Source organism: Serratia sp. MYb239 (genome assembly GCF_002966855.1).
Lineage (GTDB): Bacteria > Pseudomonadota > Gammaproteobacteria > Enterobacterales > Enterobacteriaceae > Serratia_B > Serratia_B rhizosphaerae.
The window spans coordinates 1535746-1559577 of record NZ_CP023268.1 but is presented as its reverse complement, the minus strand read 5'-3'; the positions used below and the strand labels follow the sequence as shown (position 1 = coordinate 1559577).

The 23832-nt window shown below is 45.7% G+C and carries 17 protein-coding genes; all 17 read right to left on the bottom strand.

The window, feature by feature from the left end; all coding sequences use genetic code 11:
* Positions 1 to 68: 68 nt before the first annotated feature.
* Positions 69 to 3707, bottom strand: coding sequence for a glycosyltransferase (locus CLM71_RS07435; RefSeq protein WP_105230442.1), 3639 nt, complete (start codon positions 3705 to 3707; stop codon positions 69 to 71).
* Between the two features lie 2 nt (positions 3708 to 3709).
* On the bottom strand, positions 3710 to 5002 hold the full coding sequence (locus tag CLM71_RS07430) for a bifunctional 2-polyprenyl-6-hydroxyphenol methylase/3-demethylubiquinol 3-O-methyltransferase UbiG (RefSeq protein WP_105230441.1): 1293 nt from the start codon (positions 5000 to 5002) through the stop codon (positions 3710 to 3712).
* Entirely contained in the window at positions 4999 to 6216 is a 1218-nt protein-coding gene (locus CLM71_RS07425; RefSeq protein ID WP_105230440.1) for an ABC transporter ATP-binding protein, read from the bottom strand. The genes CLM71_RS07430 and CLM71_RS07425 overlap by 4 nt, the downstream gene beginning before the upstream one ends.
* Complete coding sequence (locus CLM71_RS07420; protein WP_370447000.1) at positions 6216 to 7001, bottom strand: ABC transporter permease; 786 nt, start codon at positions 6999 to 7001, stop codon at positions 6216 to 6218. The genes CLM71_RS07425 and CLM71_RS07420 overlap by 1 nt, the downstream gene beginning before the upstream one ends.
* An 11-nt stretch (positions 7002 to 7012) precedes the next feature.
* The gene (gene cpsG / locus CLM71_RS07415) at positions 7013 to 8386 is read right to left on the bottom strand and encodes a phosphomannomutase CpsG (RefSeq protein WP_105230438.1); all 1374 of its coding nucleotides are present in this window, start codon (positions 8384 to 8386) and stop codon (positions 7013 to 7015) included.
* Positions 8387 to 8400: 14 nt separating this feature from the next.
* Positions 8401 to 9813, bottom strand: coding sequence for a mannose-1-phosphate guanylyltransferase/mannose-6-phosphate isomerase (locus CLM71_RS07410; protein WP_105230437.1), 1413 nt, complete (start codon positions 9811 to 9813; stop codon positions 8401 to 8403).
* 612 nt (positions 9814 to 10425) lie between these two features.
* Entirely contained in the window at positions 10426 to 11442 is a 1017-nt protein-coding gene (gene galE / locus CLM71_RS07405) for a UDP-glucose 4-epimerase GalE (RefSeq protein ID WP_105230436.1), read from the bottom strand.
* A gap of 206 nt (positions 11443 to 11648) precedes the next feature.
* Complete coding sequence (locus CLM71_RS07400; RefSeq protein ID WP_370446999.1) at positions 11649 to 12968, bottom strand: TolC family outer membrane protein; 1320 nt, start codon at positions 12966 to 12968, stop codon at positions 11649 to 11651.
* Positions 12969 to 13027: 59 nt separating this feature from the next.
* Positions 13028 to 14359, bottom strand: a complete 1332-nt coding sequence (locus CLM71_RS07395) for an HlyD family type I secretion periplasmic adaptor subunit (protein WP_105230434.1) — start codon at positions 14357 to 14359, stop codon at positions 13028 to 13030.
* 48 nt (positions 14360 to 14407) lie between these two features.
* Positions 14408 to 16069 carry a type I secretion system permease/ATPase gene (locus CLM71_RS07390; protein WP_370446977.1) on the bottom strand — a complete coding sequence of 554 codons (1662 nt, stop codon included), beginning with the start codon at positions 16067 to 16069 and terminating at the stop codon, positions 14408 to 14410.
* A 447-nt stretch (positions 16070 to 16516) separates the two neighbouring features.
* On the bottom strand, positions 16517 to 18013 hold the full coding sequence (locus CLM71_RS07385; RefSeq protein WP_105230432.1) for a hypothetical protein: 1497 nt from the start codon (positions 18011 to 18013) through the stop codon (positions 16517 to 16519).
* 121 nt (positions 18014 to 18134) lie between these two features.
* Positions 18135 to 19118 (bottom strand): glycosyltransferase, encoded by a 984-nt coding sequence (locus CLM71_RS07380; RefSeq protein WP_105230431.1) that lies wholly within the window; start codon positions 19116 to 19118, stop codon positions 18135 to 18137.
* On the bottom strand, positions 19115 to 20071 hold the full coding sequence (locus CLM71_RS07375; RefSeq protein ID WP_105230430.1) for a polysaccharide pyruvyl transferase family protein: 957 nt from the start codon (positions 20069 to 20071) through the stop codon (positions 19115 to 19117). Before CLM71_RS07375 ends, CLM71_RS07380 begins: the two co-directional genes overlap by 4 nt.
* Before the next feature lie 2 nt (positions 20072 to 20073).
* The gene (locus CLM71_RS07370; RefSeq protein WP_105230429.1) at positions 20074 to 21555 is read right to left on the bottom strand and encodes an MOP flippase family protein; all 1482 of its coding nucleotides are present in this window, start codon (positions 21553 to 21555) and stop codon (positions 20074 to 20076) included.
* 188 nt (positions 21556 to 21743) lie between these two features.
* Positions 21744 to 22355, bottom strand: a complete 612-nt coding sequence (locus CLM71_RS07365; protein WP_105230428.1) for a haloacid dehalogenase-like hydrolase — start codon at positions 22353 to 22355, stop codon at positions 21744 to 21746.
* Complete coding sequence (locus tag CLM71_RS07360) at positions 22352 to 22936, bottom strand: phosphoribosyltransferase (RefSeq protein WP_105230427.1); 585 nt, start codon at positions 22934 to 22936, stop codon at positions 22352 to 22354. The genes CLM71_RS07365 and CLM71_RS07360 overlap by 4 nt, the downstream gene beginning before the upstream one ends.
* Positions 22937 to 22950: 14 nt before the next feature.
* On the bottom strand, positions 22951 to 23799 hold the full coding sequence (locus tag CLM71_RS07355) for a glycosyltransferase (RefSeq protein ID WP_234008626.1): 849 nt from the start codon (positions 23797 to 23799) through the stop codon (positions 22951 to 22953).
* Positions 23800 to 23832 lie beyond the last annotated feature (33 nt).

Here is a 23832-nt window from a genome sequence, read left to right as displayed (position 1 = left end):
GGTGCATGATAGATTCAATACGGCAACGGCATAGCCCCTGCCGTATTGAAAAGGCTGCGTTCAACGCACTACTTGAAGCTTTTGGCTCTCAACAGCCCCGTACACATGTTCTCAAGCCTTCTTGCCACCGCATGATAATCATGCTGCTCCCGCCATGCATCGGCTCGCCGTTGTGTGGCAACCGCGCCTTCAGAAGCACTCGCAAGATCGGCGATAATGTCAGCAATACCTTCAGCGATATCGCTCGTCGACGTCCCCTTAAACTTGAAGACTGCATCGCCGAGATCGTCAAAGATAGCCAACGGCGTCACGGCCACAGGCTTATGCGTCGCCATACCATACCGAACCGCACCACTGGCTGACTCACCGGTATTCTGATAGGCGAAAACCAGCAAATCAGCATCTGAGAGCAAATTAAGACTCTCTTTATCATCGAGGAAGTCATGATGTGTCTCAATCAACTCCCCGACATTCAATTTGTCGGCGGTAGTTTTCAACTCACGAACCAGTTCAGCGGACTCACTAACCGGGTATTCAGCATTGACTAATCTTAATCTGACCGGTGTACCCCGCTCTTTCAGTTGCGCGACAACCTCAATAAGCTCTTTCAAGCCTTTATGCGGCAAACAGAAGCCATAGCTGGCCACCAGTGGTAACCCATCACGTTTGGTGTTATCCGGAGCAGGGTAATTAATCACACCATGTGGGAATAACGTCACATTATCGACGACCCCCAACTGTTTCAGGCGATTGATATCCGCAATGGAATGCACTAATAGCCGGTCACACATTTTGAGCGCGTCGCTCATTTCCGATAATCGGAAATTCCAGTGAGGTTCCTTCTCCTGCGGATCGACCGTCGAGTGCATCGCCATAACAATCACCCGCCCCGCACGGTGATGCCTTTCAATAAACGCCGATAGTTCCCGATGATTAAAGAACCCATAGTTAAACTGAATAACCAGGGTATTTAACCGTAAGGACTCAATCTGAGTATCCAATTCATCAAGATAATTGGTTTCTTTGCCAATCGCCCAGCCTCTCAGGACATTACTTTCATCCGTACGCACCAAGTCAGTTGCCATAGGCGCAAAGATCACGATGTGATCGCTGGGCATATCAGCGACCAAATGCTGTGAATAGGTTGCAATCCCACATTTGGTATTCCAGGTTGAAAGCCAGCCGATACGGGCCTCTTCCTGAGACAGCTCAAAACGCGATCGTAACGTAGCCACCGCGTTCTTTGAACGTTGTGCGACATCTTCCCAGGTAAACTGGCGCAGAATAAGTTCACGTCCCTTCGACGCCATAACGCTTAACTGCTTCTCTCCTGCCGCCACAGCCTGTTGCATTGCCTTGGCAAGATCGCTGATATCTGCACTGATCCAAGATGAAGAGAACAGGCCAAAATGGGTTTTTGCTCGTTCAAACTGGTAATCCACCAACCACGCGTTGTCGGATGTGCAAAAATCAAGCTGTCCGCTCCAGTTGGTGGTTATTGCCGGCAACCCACTGAGCATGGCCTCTGCAACCGGTAAACCGAAGCCTTCGGCACAGCTTGGTGCCACTAACACATCGCAATATTCATACAGCGCCTTCAAATCCTGTTCAGGCATATCCTGCTCAATAATGATGACGTGAGGATAATTGTTATGCTTCGTCTGGGCTTGCTGTAACCAATCATGAACTTCATTATGCGGGTTAGGGAACGTTTTAATAATCAGCGAGACATCGTCATCGGCGGTAAAAGCAGCTCCATAAGCCGCCAGCATCTCCTGTACGCCTTTGCGCGGGAAACACGAAGAGACATGCAGGAATTTAAACGCCTTAGCCTCTAACTGGGGTTTCTTTCCGCTGGCAATCCGTTCCCAATGTTCACAGCCATTACCTACGTTAAAAACGGGCACCTTGGTCCCGTTATCAATCAAGACCTTGCGAACGTGCTCGGAAGTACAGAGGATCGCATCCAGCTCACGGTTGAAGTTACTGATCCAACCCTGTGGAAAACCGCTCTCCTCCCAGGCATAACAATGAAGAAGTTTCACATCCGCATTCATTCCACTCACCCGCGGCGGATATATATTACGGCTCAGGACATTAACAGACTGATTACCCTGCTGCTGGGCACGTAAATGATATGCTTTAAGATCGGCATTATTTTTCTCATTGAGAAACGCCTCATCCGGAGCAAAATCGCCCGGCCCTTCCGTGGAGTGCAGGAGAACCTCTACCTGACGCTGGTTAAGTGCGCGTGCAAACTCACGGTTCACCAAAGCCAGGCTGTATGAACTGTCATAAGGTCCTTCCACACGCCAGGATAGGGATGTCAAATCCAGCCCCTGCAACTCCGCGAGCTTAACGTTGCGGTCCAGAGCCTCAGCTGCCGCACGCAAATCGTTATCCGTCGGTTCCTGGCGGCATTGAATAGCCGAAATAGCCGAAATCACCTCAGCAGTAGCCACACTGTCTGCCACATGTTCATTCGTACTCGCCACCAATTGTTCAAAACGAGCCAATGCGGTAATGCCAGCATAATCCCAGGAGAATTTGCGCGCCTGTTCGGCGGCATGCTGCTTAAGCCTGGCAAGGAATGCCTCATCGCTTAATGCCTGATCGAGTTTCTTTCCAATCGATTCGACAGAATATGGGTCGAACAGTGCATCCTCATAACCGATAACTTCAGGGATGCTGGTAACATTAGAACCTATCGTCGCAGCACCGCATGTCATCGCTTCTAAAATTGGCAGGCCAAAACCTTCATGTAAAGAAGCAAAGACAAAAAGCTTAGCCAGCTGATAAAAGACAACTAAGTCATGTTCAGACACGTACCCCGTCAGTATCATCTCATCGTCACGCAACTGCATATTGCGGGCAATAGACTGCAGATAGCTACGATCGCTGTCTGACAGTTTACTGACTATCACCAACTGGTTCTGTTCACGCAACGCTGGTGCGAGTTTGCTGTAAGCTTCTATAAGACGCTTGAAGTTCTTACGGGCATCGAAGCCTCCTGGCGCATAGAGAACAACATCACGGGTAATGCCATAACGTTGTTTAAGTGCGGAGAACTCATCGGTGGAAACATCACTGACAATGAAGTGCTCCTCTGTCGCCGCAGAAATTGTACATACATTTTCCGCAGGAATATCCAACCACTCTTCCACCTCTGAAGAGGTATAGTCCGAGTTGGTCAGCAGTAGATCGGCCTTTTTTAACCACTTTATTTTTTTCAGGTAATATTCTTTATAAACATCATCCTGTAAATAAATATCTGACTGCACCAACGGAATAAGATCGTGATGCAACACCGCCACTTTAGTCTTCGGAGAGAGCTTTTTGATAGAAGTCACGGCGTTGTCTACATGGCCTTCAAACAAACTCGTGATAAAAACAATATCAGGATTAAGATTGTGCAAAAGTGCTTCGCGGATATACTCCGCACATTCGCTCCGCCAAGCATTATCCTTTTCCATTGCCCTTACCGGTCCAGGCGCATACCAAACAACAATATTTTCAGCGGGAATCAACTGACTGAACTGTTCCTTTAAACCAGCAATGGTTTCAGGAAACAGCGCGGACAAGGCGATATATATGTCATGTTTTTTGTTATTACGGATAATTGCTTTGGCGATAGAAATCGTATATCGCCCAATACCACGAAAACGGCTTTCTGTTTGAGCCCCTTGCAAGTCAATAACAATACGCATTATTACTCTCCGTGCCTCTTATTCTTTGCATTCTTCAGCTGTTCATAGATATCAATAGCTCTGCCCGTCATATTTTCCTGATACACAACATGACGTTCATTCGTCATCATATCTGCATGGGCGCCAGGTGCAGAATGTAAAACACGCCGAAAAACAGACTGTAATAATGCATAAACACCTAATTTTCTGGCACTGGAGAGCACAAAACCTTTAAACTTTGGATGCTCATGGAATAACGCAAGGGTTGTATTAATGACTTTCCTAAGTACTTTCTTGACAGCCTTACGCCCACGACGTTTAATCCCTTCCTCACGGACAGCCTGGATCTGGCTGGAAAACCAGCGTAACGGATATGTCACACGCCAAGAATTGCTACTATGTACATCAAAGAGTTGTTGTTGCAAACTTTGATTATGGGCATAAACGGCAAGCAGTTCATGGTGTGATTTTTCTAACTGAACCTGGAAAAGTTCCAGCTGATTCTCGACATCATCGAGCCTAACAGACTGATTACGCCGTGCTTTATTTAACTTTTTAAATTGCTCAGTTAACCGTTGGTCATAGAGGTTGCTTAGCCCATCAAGCGTTACCCCATACTCTTTGCTGAAGTAAGGGTCCAATCCACTGGTAATGCCTTTATCGCCCTCTTTTTGAGCAATCATACCGTAATCAGGGCTTACACCCTTCAACACATCGACCAGACCAAGTGATACGTCCGCATCTCTCAACGACGATTTCTCTTGCAGACGTAAGACTTTCGTCCGCTGAAAGCCGTAGTAGTTTGGGATAAATTCAAGCAGTGGAGGCGGTAATGGATGATTATGGGTAGGATCCATATAAAAAGAACAGGTGCCAACACTCACATTTTCAGGGTTCGGTGTTTCCAAAATCAGCAGGCCGCCAGGCTTGAGGACACGAAGCGACTCTTTGACCAATGATTGCAGAATATCAAAAGGCAGATGTTCAGCAATATGGAAACCGGTAATCGCCAGCAGACTCTCATCTTCTAACGACTGAAGAAACGCCAGGCAATCCATTTTTTTTACATTCAGACCAACCTGTAACGCCCGCTCTAACATGCCATCGTCAAGGTCTACCCCGATTGCAGGAATAGCGTGCTCCTTTAATGTTTCAAGCCATTCCCCACGGCCACAACCGACATCCGCAACCTCTACAGAAGGATACGTTTTGGCCAACGTCGTGATGAATGGAAGATACACAGATAAACGCTGCTTGATGTCTTGCACGCTTCCCCTGTGCTTTTCCTCAAAAGCGCGATAGAAATCACCACTCATTCAAAAATCTCCAACTTAGGTGGCAACCAGGCTACCCCAATAAACTCTTTCTCATCTGCATTCACGACATTGAAAACAACGGCTAAATCACGCCATTCATAATTCTTGCCGACATGGGTGCCCGAAGTATGTAAGGCCACCGCAACCGAATACGACCCTACACCCAAATTGGCCGGGAAAGAGAACGAAAACGTTCTTGATCCACCCGCCTCAAGGCTGAAAAGAGGCTGTCGGAGATGATAAGTATTGGTTCCGAATACCGGTTGCCCTAATCGATCTTTAATCAGATAGCCAACCACCAATTCAGGAAGGGCTTCATTGATGCTTACTTTAACTTGCAAGCGAACAGGTTGGCCTACCGTCGCCATTTCAATGACTTCATCGTCGTTATTCAGCAGGCAAATATCCACAATACTCGCTTCACCGGTTCCCGAACGAGTTTGCAATTTCCCATTATTTTCAACCTGAACGATAGACTGGTTCTGTTTATCGGCAAGCAGAGCATTATAGTAATCCATCACAGATTCAGGCTCACCTTCCATCTCTATTTTACCTTTATTAAGTAAAATAGCCCGGTCACAAATGCTCTGAATTGCCTGTTTATCATGGGAAACAAGCAGTAACGTAGTACCTAATTTACGAAACTCACGGATCCGTTCAAAACTTTTATGCTGGAAATAAGCATCGCCAACCGATAGGGCTTCATCAACAATGAGAATATCTGGACGTATTGCAGTCGCTACGCTAAACGCCAAACGCACCTGCATACCACTAGAGTAGACCCTGACCGGTTGGTCAATATAATCGCCTATCTCAGCGAAGGCCTCAATATCCGGCATCAGTTCCGTGATTTTCTCAACAGAAATCCCCAATAACTGACCAGACATATACACATTCTGACGGCCAGTAAAATCGGAGTGAAACCCCATTCCCAATTCGAGTAATGCTGCAACCCGGCCTGATAACTCAATATCACCACAAGTCGGTTTGGCCGTTCCTGTGATTAGTTTTAATAGTGTACTTTTCCCTGCCCCGTTAATACCGATAATACCCAGCGCCTCGCCAGGATCGACATTAAAGCTGATATCCTGGAGAATCCATTTCAATTTATGTCTTACGGTATTAAACGGAGAGAGCCACTCAACCAGACGCCCCGTTTTGGACGAGTATTGTTTATAGGCCTTGCCTACATTATGTACTTTTATATAGCTCATTATAGCTCATCCACCATATCTGCAGCATGCTTCCTAAACAGCCTCATTCCGAACGCGCAGAATATTACGGCCAGAGCCAAGACAGGCCATAGCGAATACCAATTAGGCTGCTGGTGATAGGCAAATATCGACTGATAAGACTGCATTACCCTCGCCATAGGGTTATACATTAACAAGTTACGCGCCCATTCAGGTAAGGAGTTCAACACATAAACAATAGGGGTAAACCAGAACCAAAACTGCAGCAGTACGCCGACAAACTGGCCGACATCACGGAAAAATACATTCATAACCCCGAGAGTCATCCCCAAGCCAACGGCAAACAATACCTGTAGCGCCAACACGGGCAGCACGGAGAAGAATAAAACCCCTGGGAAATTACCGGTAAAAACAAGAAAAACAATGAAAAGACTAAATATTATTGCGAAATTCAAAATCGCCGATGCAGTTACAATCACCGGCAGGCAGATTTTTGGGAAGCTGAGTTTTTTTATCAAATTGGCATTAGTGATAAATACACTTTGGCTTTTATCCAAGATTTCAGTAAACAGCCCCCAGGTCAGTACCCCAGAGCAAAGATAAATGCTATAGGCGAAAGGTCCCGTGTTATCCGGCATTCTTGCCTTCATAACTTCAGAAAAGACCAACGTATAGACCAAAATCATTGCCAAGGGCTGCAACACCAACCATAACGCCCCCAACATGCTTGTTTGGTAACGGGACTGAAAGTCCCGTTTGATACTACTCCAGATAAAGCCACGGTAATTGTAGATGGCTAATAACATCTCTTTCATTGTTACTCTCCACCCAGTAGATCCAGGATCTCTTGCGTTTTAACCCGCATCAACTCAACATCACCTTTTGACTCAACGTTCAAGCGAACAACAGGTTCGGTATTAGACGTTCGCAAATTAAAGCGCCAATCTGAAAACTCAATGCTGATGCCGTCGGTCAAATCGACCCGCAACGCTTCTGGTTCATAAATAGCTTTAATATTCGCTATCTTGAGCGCAGCATCTGTCAGTTTGCGGTTTATCTCGCCAGATGCAGGATAGGCCTGCATACGAGCCTCCACTAATTGACTAAGCGCCTTGTTTTTCGCCGACGTCAACGCAGCGACCAGCAACCACGGAATCATACCGCTGTCACAATAAGCAAAATCACGGAAGTAATGGTGCGCACTCATTTCCCCACCATAAATGGCGTCTTCTGCGCGCATTCTCTCCTTGATAAATGCATGCCCCGTTTTCGACATTACCGGTGTGCCGCCAGCCTGGTTAACGATATCAATCGTGTTCCAAGACAAACGAGGATCGTGAATAATTTTAGCGCCTGGATTGCAGTGCAAGAAAGCTTCTGCCAACAGACCAACAATATAATAGCCTTCAATAAAGTTCGCTTTTTCATCAAACAGGAAACAACGATCAAAATCCCCGTCAAAAGCAATCCCCATATCAGCCTGATGTGCGGCAACGGCATTTGCCGTATCAGCACGACATTCTGGTAATAAGGGGTTAGGTATACCATTAGGAAAGTGGCCGTCAGGTTGATGATGAATTTTAATAAATTCCACAGGGATATTATCACGCTTAAAACGCTTTTCTATTTCATCAATAATATGCCCCGCAGCACCATTACCTGAGTTGATCACCAACTTCATAGGTTTGAGTGCGGCTATATCAATGTAGCCTAATATGTGATCAACATATTGTTCAATCACAGAGATTTTCTGATAGCTGCCACGTTTTTCCGCATCAACTGGGGAGAAAGCATTCTCTTCCGCCAGTTTTTTTATTGCCAATAATCCGGTATCCCCACTGATCGGCTGAGCATTGGCCTTAACCAGCTTCATACCGTTATAATTCATTGGGTTATGACTGGCTGTCACTTCAACACCACCATCCATATTCAAATGGAAAGTAGCGAAGTAAACCTCCTCAGTTCCGCTCATACCAATATCATATACATCAGCACCAGCATCCTGCAGTCCGCTTGCCAAGGCCAATTTCAGCGCTTCGCTCGTTAAGCGTACATCCCCGCCAACAATAATACGCTGCGGTTTTAAATATTCGCCGTAAGCCCGACCAATACGATAGGCGATATCTTCATTCAATTCTTCGCCGAGCTTCCCACGAATATCATATGCTTTAAAACAGGTTAACCCACTCATTAAAACCTCAAAAATTAGCAACGACCGTAATGATCTTTAATACGAATAATGTCATCTTCCCCCAAATAAGAGCCTGATTGGATCTCAATCAGCTCTAAAGGTATATTTCCAGGGTTTTCTAATCTATGAACAACACCAATGGGAATAAAAGTTGACTGATTTTCAGTAAGTAAGAACGTCTTATCTCCGGTTGTTACTTTAGCCGTGCCCGAGAGTACAACCCAATGCTCAGTACGATGGTGATGCATTTGCAAAGAAAATGCCTCACCAGGGTTCACCGTGATGCGATTAACATTAAAACGCTTTTCCGCGACTAATAGATCGCTTATACCCCAAGGTCGATAAACTTCACGATGCCTTCTGTATTCACTACGTTTATTTTTCTTCAGATGTTCAACCACTTTTTTAACATCTTGAACTTTCGACTTATCAACAACCAATACGGCATCTTTCGTATTCACAATCACAAGATTGTCTACGCCGACGGCAGCCACCAATTTTTCATCAGTATTGATATAACAATCATGGGTATTATGCAGGAAAGTATCGCCCGTCAGTGCGTTCCCCGCACTGTCCTTCTGACTAACCTCCCATAATGCGGACCATGAGCCAACATCGCTCCAACCAGCATCTAGGGGGATCACCACCGCATCATGTGTTTTTTCCATTACCGCATAGTCGACAGACTCATCCGGGCAGGCAGCAAAGGCGGCGTGCTGCACATTGATAAAGTTTTTGTCACATTCGCCCCCATTCAGTGCATGGCGACACGCAGCCAGAATATCTGGCCGGAACTGCTCAAGCTCTTCCAGGTAACGCTTGGCACGGAACATGAACATTCCGCTATTCCAGAAATATTCCCCCGAGTCGACATAACTCTGAGCCGTGGCAAGGTCGGGCTTTTCCACAAAACGTTTTACGCTGGCGGCGGTGGAACCTTCACTACAGCGCTTGCCACATTGAATATAGCCATACCCCGTTTCCGGCCCCGTCGGCACAATGCCAAACGTCACCAAACTCTGACTCTCGGCATACGGCATGGCGGCTTCAATAGCGTGGTGGAATGCCTCGGTATCTTTAATGATATGGTCAGCAGCCAGTACTAACATGATGGGGTCATCACCCTGTTTTACAGCATTCAGGGCCGCAAGAGCAATTGCAGGAGCTGTATTTCGTCCCACGGGCTCAAGAATGATATTGTGGGACAACAAATCAATCTGACGCAATTGTTCCGCCACCATAAAGCGGTGATCTTCGTTACATATTACGACTGGCTCACTGATCTCCACCCCATCAAGCCGTTTTAACGTTTCCTGCAACATCGAATGCAGGCTGTGCAGCCGCAAAAATTGTTTAGGGTGAAGTTCACGGGACATCGGCCACAAACGACTGCCGGTACCGCCCGCCATAATGACTGGTAGTAACATTTTTTATCCTTTCTAACGCTTGCTATATAGCTCAGGCCATACATTTGCCTAAACCGATACATCACGTTCTATCGCTGTGCTATCAAAATTAATCAACTGACTTTATTGAAAAAAACATCAAATCGCTTCTAATCCATTGTGAATCATCAGAAAATGCGATGGAATGATATCGCTCAATCTTACCGCCGCCAGATAAGCAGCATGAGGTCGAACACGCTACCGCCCCTGGCTCTTCAGCTACCAATAAACTGATATCAATACAATTTTTTCTATATACCCACATCAAGTGCCCGCAGCTTGCCTCCCTTGCATAGCACAAGATGTCACATAGCCTTAATGATGGCAGTGTATATAATGTAACAGCAAAATATTTTTGCTGCGTATGCTACCACCTTACCCATCAAAACACCTGTATATTATCCTTTCTTTCAGGCTTATCTGAATATTTTCGCTCAAAAAACAAGCAGAAGAGTCCCTACCAACAAAGCGTTAGCGTTAATATAATTAGCATGATTTATTTTAATGTGAGTAAGGAAACATCTTAATGAAAATGGCCACATTTTTAGATATGTGGCCGGAGCGCACAGGTATACCTGAACTTATTGAAAATTATTATGAGTGGTAGCCCTGCGGATTGTTACTCTGCCAGTTCCAGGTATCACGCATCATCGCGTCAATACCACGCTGTACCTCCCAACCCAGCTCACGTTTCGCCAGATTGGCATCAGCCCAAAACGCCGGTAAGTCGCCATCACGACGCGGCAGGATCTGGTAAGGAATCGTTACGCCTGAGGCTTTCTCAAACGCCTTCACCATTTCCAGCACCGAGTAACCCACTCCCGCGCCCAGATTATATGCTTTGAATCCATTGATATTGTTTAAATGGTCCATCGCCATCAGGTGGCCATCGGCTAAGTCCATCACATGGATATAATCGCGCACGCCGGTGCCGTCTTTGGTTGGGTAATCGCCGCCGAATACGCCCAGCTTTTCCAGCTTACCGATGGCAACCTGGGAGATATAAGGCAGCAGATTGTTGGGGATACCGTTAGGATCTTCGCCAATCAGCCCTGACTCATGGGCGCCGACCGGGTTGAAGTAACGCAGCGCAATGATTGAGAACTGCGGTTCAGCCTTGGCAAAATCCTGCAGTACCTGCTCAACCATCAGTTTTGACGTGCCGTAAGGGCTGGTAGTGCCGCCGATCGGCGTAGTTTCCACATAAGGAACCGGAGAGTTGGCGCCATACACCGTAGCCGAAGAGCTGAAAATAAACTGGTGTACGCCGGCGTCACGCATCGCCTGCAGCAGCACTAACGTACCGGCCACATTGTTTTGATAGTATTCCAACGGTTTACGCGTCGACTCACCAACGGCCTTCAGACCGGCGAAATGGATAACGGAGGTGATTTGATGAGTGCCAAAGATATGCTTGAGGCATTGTTCATCAAGAATATCGCCCTGATGGAACACTGCGGCTTTGCCGGTCAACTGCTCCACACGATGCAGGGATTCTTTTGATGAGTTGGACAGATTATCCAAAACAACAACCTCTTCCCCACGCTCAAGCAATGCCAAAACCGTGTGCGAGCCAATATAGCCAGCCCCACCGGTAACCAAAATTGCCATGATCGCTCCTTAAAATGTGCGCTTACCCGCGCCAAGATTGAAGGTGTACCGTTACTACTTTACACCCAACGGTTATTTTGGATATTAAACACGTCTGAAACCGGTGGCTACTATAACCGTTCGTGTTACTAACCGGGGTGATAAAGAGAGGTTTTCAGATAAGACCGAGTGGCCGGGCAATCGTCCCCCGGCCATTCGGATACTGGTCAAGATGAATGGGTGAAATATTGCGCAATGCGCTTGATGTCTTTCTCATCAAAGGTTCCGGAGTCACTCAACAGCGAAATCCAGGACTTGATGTAGGTATATTTTGCCGACGCGAGATCGCGCTGGGCGGAGTACAGTTGCTGCTCGGCGTTCAGAACGTCCACGTTAACGCGCTGTCCGGCCAGCACGCTTTTACGCGTAGCTTCAACCTGGGTGGTGGCCGATTTCACCGCCAGCTCGTAAGCTGCCAGCTTCGCGCGACTGCTGATACACAGATTATATTGCTTACGCAAATCATTGAGCGTCGTACCTACCTGCGCATCCATCTCATACATCGCCTGACCATAGCGGGCCGCCGCCTGACGCGTCGAGGCAGCAACTCCACCGCCGGAGTAAAGCGACATGCTGACACGCAGACCGATGCTATCAGTACGGTATTTTTGGTTAATGGTGTTATCGCTGCTGGAGTCGTTTTCCGAGTGCGATGCGTACAGCTGCACCTGCGGCATAAAGCCGGCGCGATTGCGCTCCACGTCATACTTGGCCGCATCGACCCCATGACGCGAGGCCGCCAGCTCGGGATTATTTTTCAGCGCCAGTTTCTGCCAGTCCTCAAACTTTGACGGGCTCAGGGGAACCACGTTGAACTTGCCGGGTTTTAGAATCTGCAGGCCGTCCAGCTGTTCCAGCGGGACGCCGATAATCACTTCCAAATCCCGCTGAGCAGAGTCCAACGCATCGCGCGCTTCAATCTCCTGCGCCACCGCCAGGCTATAACGCGCCTGGGTTTCAGACAGATCGGTTACCGTCCCCTCGCCAGCAGCAAGCAGGCGATCGTTGAGCGCCAGCTGTTCTTGATAGGCGGTTTTCTGCGCTACCGCCAACGCAATCTGATCCTTGGCATACGCCACTTCCACGTACGCCGTGATGACCCTGACCGCTAAATCGAACAGCTTGCCGCGATAGCGTTCATCCGACACCAAGGTCTGCGCAATGCCAGCCTTATAACGTGCATAGGCTTCATAGTCGAATAATGCCTGCGTCAGGGTGACCGAGCCAGCATAACTGCGGTACTGCTGCCGCTTGGTGACATCAGAAACCCGACCAAAAATATCCGACTGCTGATACTTTTGTGTCTGCCAGTTACGCGGTGCATTTTGATAACTCAGTGAAACCTGAGGCAGCAGTCCTGCCCGACCGATCTTTTCATTCTCATCTCCGGCCTGTTTCTCCTTCAATGCCGCCTGATAAGTCGGATCTTTCTCAAGTGCTAACGCATAGGCGTCCAGTATTCCCAATGCATGGGCCGGCGCAGACATCGCCAGTAATAAGGGACCGACCGCCAGGCCGGTCACCTTCCATGGAAATCGAATCAAAATTATTCCTCAGTCAATGAAGTATGAGCGCGATCCAAAATAGGTTTGAACAAATAGCTCAACAGAGAGCGAGAACCCGTTTTCACAAACACTTCCACCGGCATACCAGGCCTGATTTCCTCAGTGTTCAACAGCTTCATCCCTTCCGGCGTCACCGTTGCCCGCATCTGGTAGTAAGGTTCGCCATTGGCTTTATCCACCAGACGGTCTGCGGAAATCAGCGTCACCGTGCCGGGGATTTTCGGCGTTTTATTTTGATTAAATGCCGTAAACATCAGGTCGACCGGCAGGCCGTTATAGACTTTATCGATCAGATCTACCTTCAGACGGGCATCCACCACCAGTGTCGCCTGGCTTGGCACCACATCCAGCAGATGATCGCCCGCCGCCACAACGCCGCCCTGGGTAAAGATATTCAGCCCCACGACAGTGCCCGTGACCGGGGCGGTGATCTCGGTGTTGCCCAAATCGAAGTTCGCCATTTGCAGCTTGTTGCGATATTCGCTGGTATCCATCTGCGACTGCGCCAGCTGCGTTCTAACTTCCCGCTGATAATCGGCCAAACGCTGGTCAATTTTTTGCTGCGACTCCAACAGCTGTTTTTCCAACTGACCAATACGTCCCAGAGTCTCGTCAATACCACCGTTGACTTCGGCAAACTGACGTTGAATTTCCAGATAGCGGTTGCGCGGCAAATAGCCGTCGGCCGCCAGCGACTTCATGCTGTTCATCTGTTCGCGCAGGGTGGACAGCTGAATTCTTTTATTGGCCAGAGAATCCTTCGAGCCTTTCAGTTGGAAGCGGATGCCGTCCATCGACTGCTTATAACCATCGATCTCGCTTTTCAGCCCCTGACGGCGGGAGGTGAACAGCTGCTGCTGCAGCGACAAAATCTCTGCTACGCGCGGCTCTTTTTGCACCGCCTTCAGTATCGGGGAGAAGGTGACGTTCTCATGGCCATCGCGCTCGGCCAGCAGTCGCCCTACCGACGCCAGCGTGGTGTAATATTGATCGCGCAAGGAATCCACCTGCGCCTGAACCTGCGTCTGGCTGAGCTTCACCAGCACCTGACCGGCTTTGACCTTCTCACCTTCGCTCACCAGAATATTTTTGATGATGCCGCTGGCCGGCGCCTGTACCGTTTTACGGTTGCCGGACACAATCACCGAACCGGAAGAGGCCACCCCTTTATCCAGCGGCGCCAGCGCTGCCCAGGCTAAAAAACCCACCACCCCAATCAGAATGACCATCCACCCCATCCGGGTGTAACGCCGTTCATCCAGAGGAAGCAGGCCGTTATTCGCTCTCCCTGCATCACTAATTTGCGTAGACATTACCACTCCTTCAAACACATCCGGCCGCTGCCGGGATGTACACCAATTTTAATGAGTCTGTGTTTTTGCCGTATTTTCTTGCTCAAGTTCGCCGTTGACCGCCTGGGCATTCGGCTGCACCGGCGATTTTTGCGCTTGTGAAAGCGCCTGAATCACCTGCTGAGTGCCGCCAAACGCATTAACCTGGCCGTTGGTCAGCAACAGCAATTTGTTGGTCATTGAGAGCAAATTGGTACGGTGGGTAATTAACACCACGGTGGTTTTACGCTGATGAAGCGTCTGAATCGCGTGGTTAAGCGCTCGCTCCCCGACATCATCCAGGTTGGAGTTCGGTTCATCGAGCACCACCAATGACGGCTCGCCATACAGCGCCCGCGCCAGGCCGATCCTTTGTTTCTGACCGCCGGACAGTCCGGCACCGCCATTACCGATAATAGAATCGTACCCTTTAGGGAAACGCAGGATCATGTCATGCACGCCGGCCAGTTTGGCTGCCTCCAGGACTTTCTCGGCATCAACCTCATTAAAACGGGCAATGTTTTCAGCGATAGTACCGGCAAACAGTTCAATGTCCTGAGGCAGATAGCCGATATGCGGCCCCAGCTCATCTTTGTTCCATTGGTAAATATCGGCGCCATCAAGGCGCACAATGCCGGAAGATACCGGCCATATTCCCACCAACAGACGCGCCAGCGTTGATTTTCCTGACGCGCTCGGGCCGATGATGCCCAGCACATCTCCCGCCTGCAGAGCAAAACTCACGTTATGCAACACGGCCGGCACCTGCGAACCCGGAGGCGCCGCGGTGACGTTCTCCACGGACAGTTCACCGACCGGACGTGGTAACGACATTCCTTCGCCGCGTTGCGGATGAGCGTCCAACAGCTGCACCAGACGGTTATAAGAAAGCTTGGCTGAACTGTAACTTTTCCAGACGTTAATCACCTGTTCAATCGGTGCCAGCGTTCGCCCCATCAGAATGGAACCGGCAATCATCATGCCGGGAGTGATATGCCCGTCAATCGCCAGCCAGCCGCCCAGGCCAAGCACCAGCGACTGCAAGGAGAGACGTACGAATTTGGTGATCGACGTAACACGCGCCGAACGTTCACTGGCAATACGCTGATTATTCAGAAAACGCTGGTGCAGACCAAACCAGCGGCGCTTCAGATTCGGTAACATCCCGAGAGCTTCAATCACCTCGGCGTTGCGTAAGTTGGTGCTTGCCAGGTTGCCGGACATAATCGACAGCTTGCTGGCCTCCCCTAAGGGTTTCCGGGACAGCACTTCGTTCATCACGGCCAACGCAATCAGCAGCAGCGAACCAATCAGCGCAAACAAACCCAACCACGGATTAAAGAGGAAAATAACGAGGAGATAGATGGGGAACCAGGGAGCATCAAAGAAGGCGAAGAGCGCGCTGCCGGTGAGAAATTGGCGTACGGTGGTCAAATCATTCAACATTTGCCCTGCGTCTGAGGAGCCATTTTTCAGATTAGACTCAAACGCTGCGGTATAAATTCGCGTATTCAGCTGCATATCCAACTGGCTGCCTATACGTATGACCACCATGCTACGCACATACTCCAGCAATGCCATTACACCAAACATGGATAACATAATCAGCGTCAGCATCAATAACGTAATTTCGTTACGGGAAGGCAGTGCGCGGTCATAAACCTGTAACATATAAACGGACGGCACTAGCATCAATAAATTAATTAACGCAGTGAATATACCTAGAGTCCAGAATACCTTGCTACGCGCACGTATTACAGCAGCTATCTCATTGTAGGGTAACGTTGGGGTCACACTAATCCCTCTTACAAACTACGGTTATGGTTGGTAGTTTAACTGACGGCGCTGCGTTGCCTGGTTATAAAATAACCAGGCAACGCAGCGCGCATGAACTGAGATTAACTATGGTAGAGGGATTGGGATATGGCAAGGTTTCAGGAAGGAAAAATTTCAAAAATAAAGATTTACAACTTAATGATTAGTCTCACAGCTAAAACTGATGAATAAAAAAACATTTTATATATGTTTCAACCGAAAAAAGAATAAAAAATAGGCAGAGTAAAAACTCTGCCTATCAAGAGATTAACAGTCAAAAATACCGTTTATGTCACAACCATGAATATATTGATGCATATGCATTCATTTATCACTAGGCATCGGTGAACGACTCTCCGCGACGGTCGGCAAATTAGAAGAGAAGTATTTATTATCTACAGGCTGCCAGTCCGGTTTCTCATCGGTATATATTGCGATAGGTTTTTCATCCAAATTAATACCCTTTGAGGCATCAGTCTGGTTGACAAGGTCTAGGTTCCAGTTCTCAATGGTGACATTGCCCTTGATTCCTTTCACTATAACAGGCGTCGCCTTGCCATTATTAAACGAATTTTTCCACATCAGGATGGTGTACTTTTTACCTGATTTATTGGCATTGTTTTGCAATACATAGGCTTCCACATCTTTCGCCGGACTGGCCATGAAGAGCAGGTGTTTACCTTTCATTGCATCAACGGCCATCGCGTATGCCAACAGCCTTAACTTCGGCTTCCATTGCTCATCAAAAAGGCCAAAGTAATACAGTTTATTATTGATGAAACGATCTTTTGCCATAAAGTAATCAACACGTTTCATCCCATAAACATAATAACCGCGCGCAAATAGTTTAACGAGGTCATACGGGTTTGATTTATAGCGCCCTGCAGAACTCGTATCGAGCTGTTCTGTATCGAGGATAGGTTTATTTCCGCCACCATACTTACTCGCCATTGAGCGCATATAATCTGGCAAATCATCCGCACCAAAAACATAATGATGAATAGAGTAAGCATCAGCATAATTATTAATGCCAAGTTTAAAACTTTTCTCAACAAACCGCCGCCCGCCACTTAACCCGCCTTTAAATGGTGAGCGTGAATACGTTGCGGAGAAGGCCACTGTCTTGATATTTTGCCCTGATTTTTGTATTGCCTGCTTGAGCATCTTCATTTCATTGACGTACATTGCCGGTGTAGAGTTTATCCACCACACACTCGGTGCGTCAACTTCATTACCCAACTCGACATATTTAACGTTATAACCAGCCAGATGCTTTAAGGTTACATCAAGATAATTTTTGTACTTATCGTAGTATTGAGGTGCAACGGCCGATAATTTGTTATGTCCGACCGTATACTTTGCTGGAGGGTAACCAATAAGAAAATTATGCGTCATGCCATATTTTTTGGCCATTTTAAGCTGGAAATCAACCTCAGTAAAATTGGTTGGATTACCCTCTTTATCTGCAACCCGGTGCCAGGCAGTTTCCGCACTACGCAAGCTATTGACACCTACCCGCGACAACAGCTCAAAGGCTTTTTCGACATTTTTCCGATCCCGATTAGATTTTACTGCCGGAATCTCCATACCATGCACACCAAAATCTACACCATCAGTCGCCGATGCACGTGAAAGTTCACGACGCATCAACTTATCATAAACATACTGCGACGTGTTATCACTTAGGTCTTCACGTGTTTTCTTCATTTCGGTGTAATACATTGCTGTATTCGGCGCCGAAAATGCAGATGCCGAGCTTAATGCAATACACAGACAGGACGCGCTCAACACATTTGTAGCAGAAATGGGGTACAATTTCATATTACCTCTCCATAAATTTACTTATAGCAATCAGATCTCTGCCCCAAAGGTTCATCACATTGAAAATGTCCATATCGAAAGTGATCCCAATGGCCTACGCCACTGGGACAGTTTTTAACATTCAGGCATAGATAATTCTATTTATTCGGCGTTTAACGAATGAAAGTATTTTATAGGCATACGGACTTGAGTGAGACAATGTTACCATCATTGATTTATTTCTTTCCTTCAACTCACTCAGTTGCTTAGCCACGTCATCACTTAATTTAAGCTGACCATCTTTGATAATATTCATTATAGAAATGATATTTATCGCAATTCTATCGCTAAGATGCCTTTTGACTTTAGCATTAATGACACTTTGTCGCAGCTGCTCTTGTGCTTTAATACACGCAATGTAACCTATTACATTACGCTCACCACGACCACTTTGCATTATAGAACCGGCGCGCACTCTGCGTTTGAATAGGAACGCACGTGATACAGCAATCTTGCCGGCTGATAAGAATAAACGCGGCGTAAACTCTTCATCCTCATGGATGATAGGCTCAAACCAGATATTATTATCCGTTATCAAACGAGAGCGGAATACATACATCCAAGCGTTTGGATAAAAAACACCATAACCCGACATTGTATTAAATGCTGTAATCGCATCTGGAAATACTCTATCCATTTTACGGTCGTAATGGGGTAACGGTTGTTTAACCGCTGGTTCCGTATCAAAAAATGAATCGGCCGAGAAGCAAAATATATCCAAATCAGGATGGTTACGGTAGATATTCAGGAAAGTTTCCAACAATGTTGGCACCGCAATATCATCTGAATCAAAATAGTAGGTGAAGTCGCCGGTTACATGGCGACTCCCCTCATTTCTTGCCTCGCCTAAGCCATGGTTTTCAGTATGGACAATCTTGACTGTATCCAAATGGCCATAGCACTCGTCGAGCAGTTCTCCGGAGCCATCTGTTGAACCATCATCAACAATGATAATTTCATACGGGGCAATAGTTTGCGCAAGGATGGAGTCTACGGCTTCCTGAACATAATTTTTGACGTTATAAACCGGTATAACGACAGATATCTTGACAAGATTATTCGTCATAATTTAACCAACTCACAGCCAGGCACGCCTTTCGTCCAGGATTCATAATATCCGGAGTTTTTCCCATAAGAGTTATCAATAAGCTGAGTATTCATTTTCAGCAGGCAACAAAGAATATGCCCATGCATACGCGAAGTAATAACTGACTCATGTGACATAAAGCGTTGGTTAACACGTTCAACCAATTTATCAGTATAGCCATACCACATAGTATTCGTAGGGAATAAATTACCCGGAATATGTCGGTTAAGCTTTTCAAGCAAATGCATAAACTTCATAAAACGGCGGTCACCGTCTGTACAGATATCATACCAATCAATAAATTCGCTTGGCTCAGCGCTTGCCCCCAACGCGGACAGATCGGTTTTTTCAATGTCTCGACGGATCATCCACATCGCTTTTTTCTTAATGTCACTACCCTTTTGCTGCGGGAAAACATTCCACAGCGATTGTGCCATATCTGGACAGAGGAAAACATTATCGCAAAAATACTCTTTGAGAATTTCCTGACTATTGGTATCGCGGCAAAAAATAGTTAAATTTGGATGTTGCTTGAAAATTTCACCCGACTTGAGCAAATTAGCCTTATCTTTGAAATGAACAGTCTGTGGCAAAATGATAACTTTATTATTCTTGAACTTTTTCACGACGGCTTCGCGCAGGCGCTGGTGAGCTGGGTATAAATCACCGAAATTGCCCCCGCCGTGCAGTACAATAACGACATGTTCAGGAATGGAATTCGTCTTCTCAACAAAACGCATACTGGTGTTATCTGAATGGCGCGTAATAACCTTATAGTTATTTTCTTTAAAGAACTGCTCAGCACCCTTAAGAATTAATAAATCACCAACATTCAAATGTAACGGGTAATCCAGATAAATAATCTCACTACCACGAGGAACCACCTTTTCAATAACAGACAAATTGTCTTTCAAAACTTGCATTCTTTCCATTTTTAGCATTCCACTCTAAACATTTTACGTAATTTTTCACTTTTGATTAGCTGTAACTTCACCTCATTAATCAGCGGTGCCTTACTGAAGTAAATTGTTATAACAAAAGCAAAAAGGCCAAGCAGTATTTGTAAGAATAAAGTTACCGTCGTCGAGACAGTAACCGGCATGAAATAACCAACACACCAACTTACGATCACCGTTGGTACAGTTAATTTAAACGGCAACCACAAGCTTTCAACATATTGGCGATAGCTTTCCCCTAAAACAGGCTTTATGAGTATAAAATAACTCAGATAAGTGTTAATAACCTGAACAGCAAGGAACGCTAGCGCTACACCTACCACACCACCAAGTTTAACGCCAACCAACATGCTTGGGATAAATAATAGCGTTTTAAATAAATTAAATTTAAAACTTATATCTACCCTGGCCTTGGCCATCAACAATGAACCGATAGGATTGCCGATGGAACGCAACAGACCGACAACGCACAATATCTGTAGTATCGGTGTAATAAACACCCAACGTTCACCAAAAATAAAAAGGATAAAATTATGAGCCACCACCATCAACCCTAGCAAAGCCGGAAAATTAATAATGCCAACTAGAGATATCAACTTATAAAATGAATCTTTAAGTTTAGCATTGTCATCCTGAATTTTTGCAAATGCAGGAAACAACACCCGAGTGATGATTGGATTTAATTTTGTCGGAGGCATAACGGCAACATTGTAGGCTAGGTTATACCCCCCGGTAGCAATGGTACCTAAGGTACGGGCCAATATTGCAGTAGATACGTTTGTATTGACAAAGTTGACCAAACTGTCGGCTGTCAGATAAGCACCAAATTTAATATTTGACTTCACCTCAGAGAAAGCAAACCTCATACTTGGCCGATAAATATTACGACCGGCATACGCAAACAATAACGTTCTGACGGCAGCGTTAACCAGATAGCCATACATAGCCACTATAGCAAATGGATAGATTGTTGCCAGGGTTAGAGTTGTAATAAATCCCAACAGGTAAGAAGACGACTCAATCTTACCGATAGCTGAAAAATTAAGCTCTTTCTGCATCAATGCACGAAACTGTTGCCCATGTGGGATCAAGAGAAAAGCAACAGAGATAATTTTAATCAGCGGCTCTAAATCTGGTACGCGCAGTGAGGCGGCAATCCAACCACTTGTGGCAAAGGCAACCACGCTAACCGTAACGCCAATCCCCACATTGAGCCAGTACAGTGTAGTCAGTTGTGTCTGTGTAATGTCTTTCTTCTGTATAATTGAATTAGATATACCAAAGTCTGAAATGGTATCAGCCAGAGTTATTACCACCATAGCTATCGTCAACAGACCAAATTCGCTCCGGTCTATCATATGTGACAGTAGCGTCAACTGTAAAAAATTGAGGCCTATAATAGTCACTGTTGATATGGCTGACCATTTAGCCCCTCTGACCGTTTTTTCTCGTAGACTCATAATTATCTCGACCTATGAACCCTCAACCTTGCCAATAAAAAACAAAAAATGATGCTATATAACTAATTGGTTTTTCCAAGGCGATTTTTACACTGCAATTTTCTCACAAATATAAAACCAACCACTTTTATATAGCATGTAAGACAGGAGTATATATTCCGCCACCTCACAATGAGGTGGCGGAATAATCAATCAATTATTTTATAAGCATCTACGGATAATACCCTGATGAACTTTTCTTTTGACGATTTATCAGGTGAAACCAAATAAGAGAACTTACACATCTGAATCAATGGCAGATCATCATAATGGTCGGTAAATAAAATATCCGGATGGGAAGAGAAATCATTCAACACTGCATTTTTTTTCTCCTCATTCAAAGTCTCGATATAATCACCACTATCGGAAACAAAATGAGAACATATAACAGTCTTAAATAGCCCCAACTTTTTAGAAAATGGAATGGCATATATATCCGGCGCAGCCGTTGCAAGGCAACGTTCTGCACTTTTGTGCAATGCCAGCAAATCTTTTCGAAGAAAATACTTTGCCAGACACCCCCCATACACACTGCCTACTTTACTCCAAAAAGTAGAGTTAACCTGGAGTGCTAGCAAAGAAATTTTAAACCCGAGTCGGTCCAAATCGCCTTGCTTCCTTGACTTTACCAGCCCGATAAATTTCTTCAGGAAGGGTATTCTGAAAAAAATCAAGGAAAGTATAAACGATAAGATAACCCAGACTTTGAATGTGTTAAATTTAATTAAAGTTCCATCGAGGTCATAGGCAATATATTTCATTTTTTCACAGCCACATCATTTGCCCACGGACAACGCAGCAGAATTTCTTCATACATGCAAAAATCAGGTTTTACTACCGGATCTGAGAATGTCACATTCAATGCAGCTGTTTTGATAACCGTTTCTTGTTTACAATGATTATTCAAGAAGTTAATGCAATCGACAAAAGTACCACCGCTGTCAACTGAATCATCAACTAAAATAATATTTTTACTTTTTTTTAACTGCTCAGCATCACCTTCTTTGAAAATAACTTTACCAGAGTTAACAACTCGACCTTTTTTGTTGAATACCCACTCATTATACTTTACCTCAAAGACTCTGAGTTTATTGTTAATAAACTCAGGAAGTAAAGGAAGCAACTTTGATATTTTAAACTTAGTCTTGTATTTTGTGGCGCCACGCTGGCGTTTAATTATTAATGTTGGAACATTCAAGCGTTCAGCGATTTTTTTAGCAACAAATTCACCGCCGGTTGCCACACCAACAATTAAGTCTGGCGAATAACCAGAATTGATTTTGTCAGCAAGCTGAAAACATAGGTTATCAAAGTCGGAGTTTAACACCGTAATAACTTTCATTAAAACCTCACAATCTATTTTTTTTCAAAATATTTAACCCAAACCAGCTTGCCTAATGTCATAGGTAATGCACGCCACTTATACTTCCTTGCAACATCTACATCGTTAACTGCCGAATGCCATCGCGCCCAATAAGGAACAGCTTTCCGTGAAGAATTCCACCCTCGGCAATGATAGGCAGTACAAGCATTGTAAACAATCAAGTCCCACCCCGACCTTATAAAGCGTTGAGAGATTTCAACATCCTCTTTATACATATAATAGGAACGCTCAAATCCCATACCACCGGTAGAATCCAAGCACTTTTTTAGAGCCGATGTCCTCGTAAGCATAAAAGCGCCGCAAATGCCTTCAACAGAAGTAAACTCCTCGCTCAACGTCACTACCGGTTCATTCGCCTTAATGTCATACCAGCGGCCATAGTAGTTACAGCCAAGTCCTACAGAATCAAAAACGTTTAGCGATTTCATGTTAGCTATATCGTACCGTACTAATGGTACGGTAAACATCCCTGTAGACTCATGCTGCGGAGACTGCGTAGCAAAGGTCAATAGTTTTTCCATCGACTCTTTATCAATACGTGCATCTGGATTTAAGAATAGTACCCAGTCAAATTCATCAATATCATAAAGAGCCCGATTATTGCCGGCGACAAATCCAATATTTTCTTCTTTAATTACACTGATCTTATTTGTTGACACCACAGAGTCTAAATAATTCGGATTCTTTGAACCAGAATCCACAATGCGAATTTCCACCTCACTCTCGATGTTATCTAACCCACTGACACACCACTGAATATGTTTTTCACTATTATATGTCACGACAATAACAAGACACTTATTACTCATAATATTTTCCATTTATCATTCTAAAACCAGCACCTTATGACATAT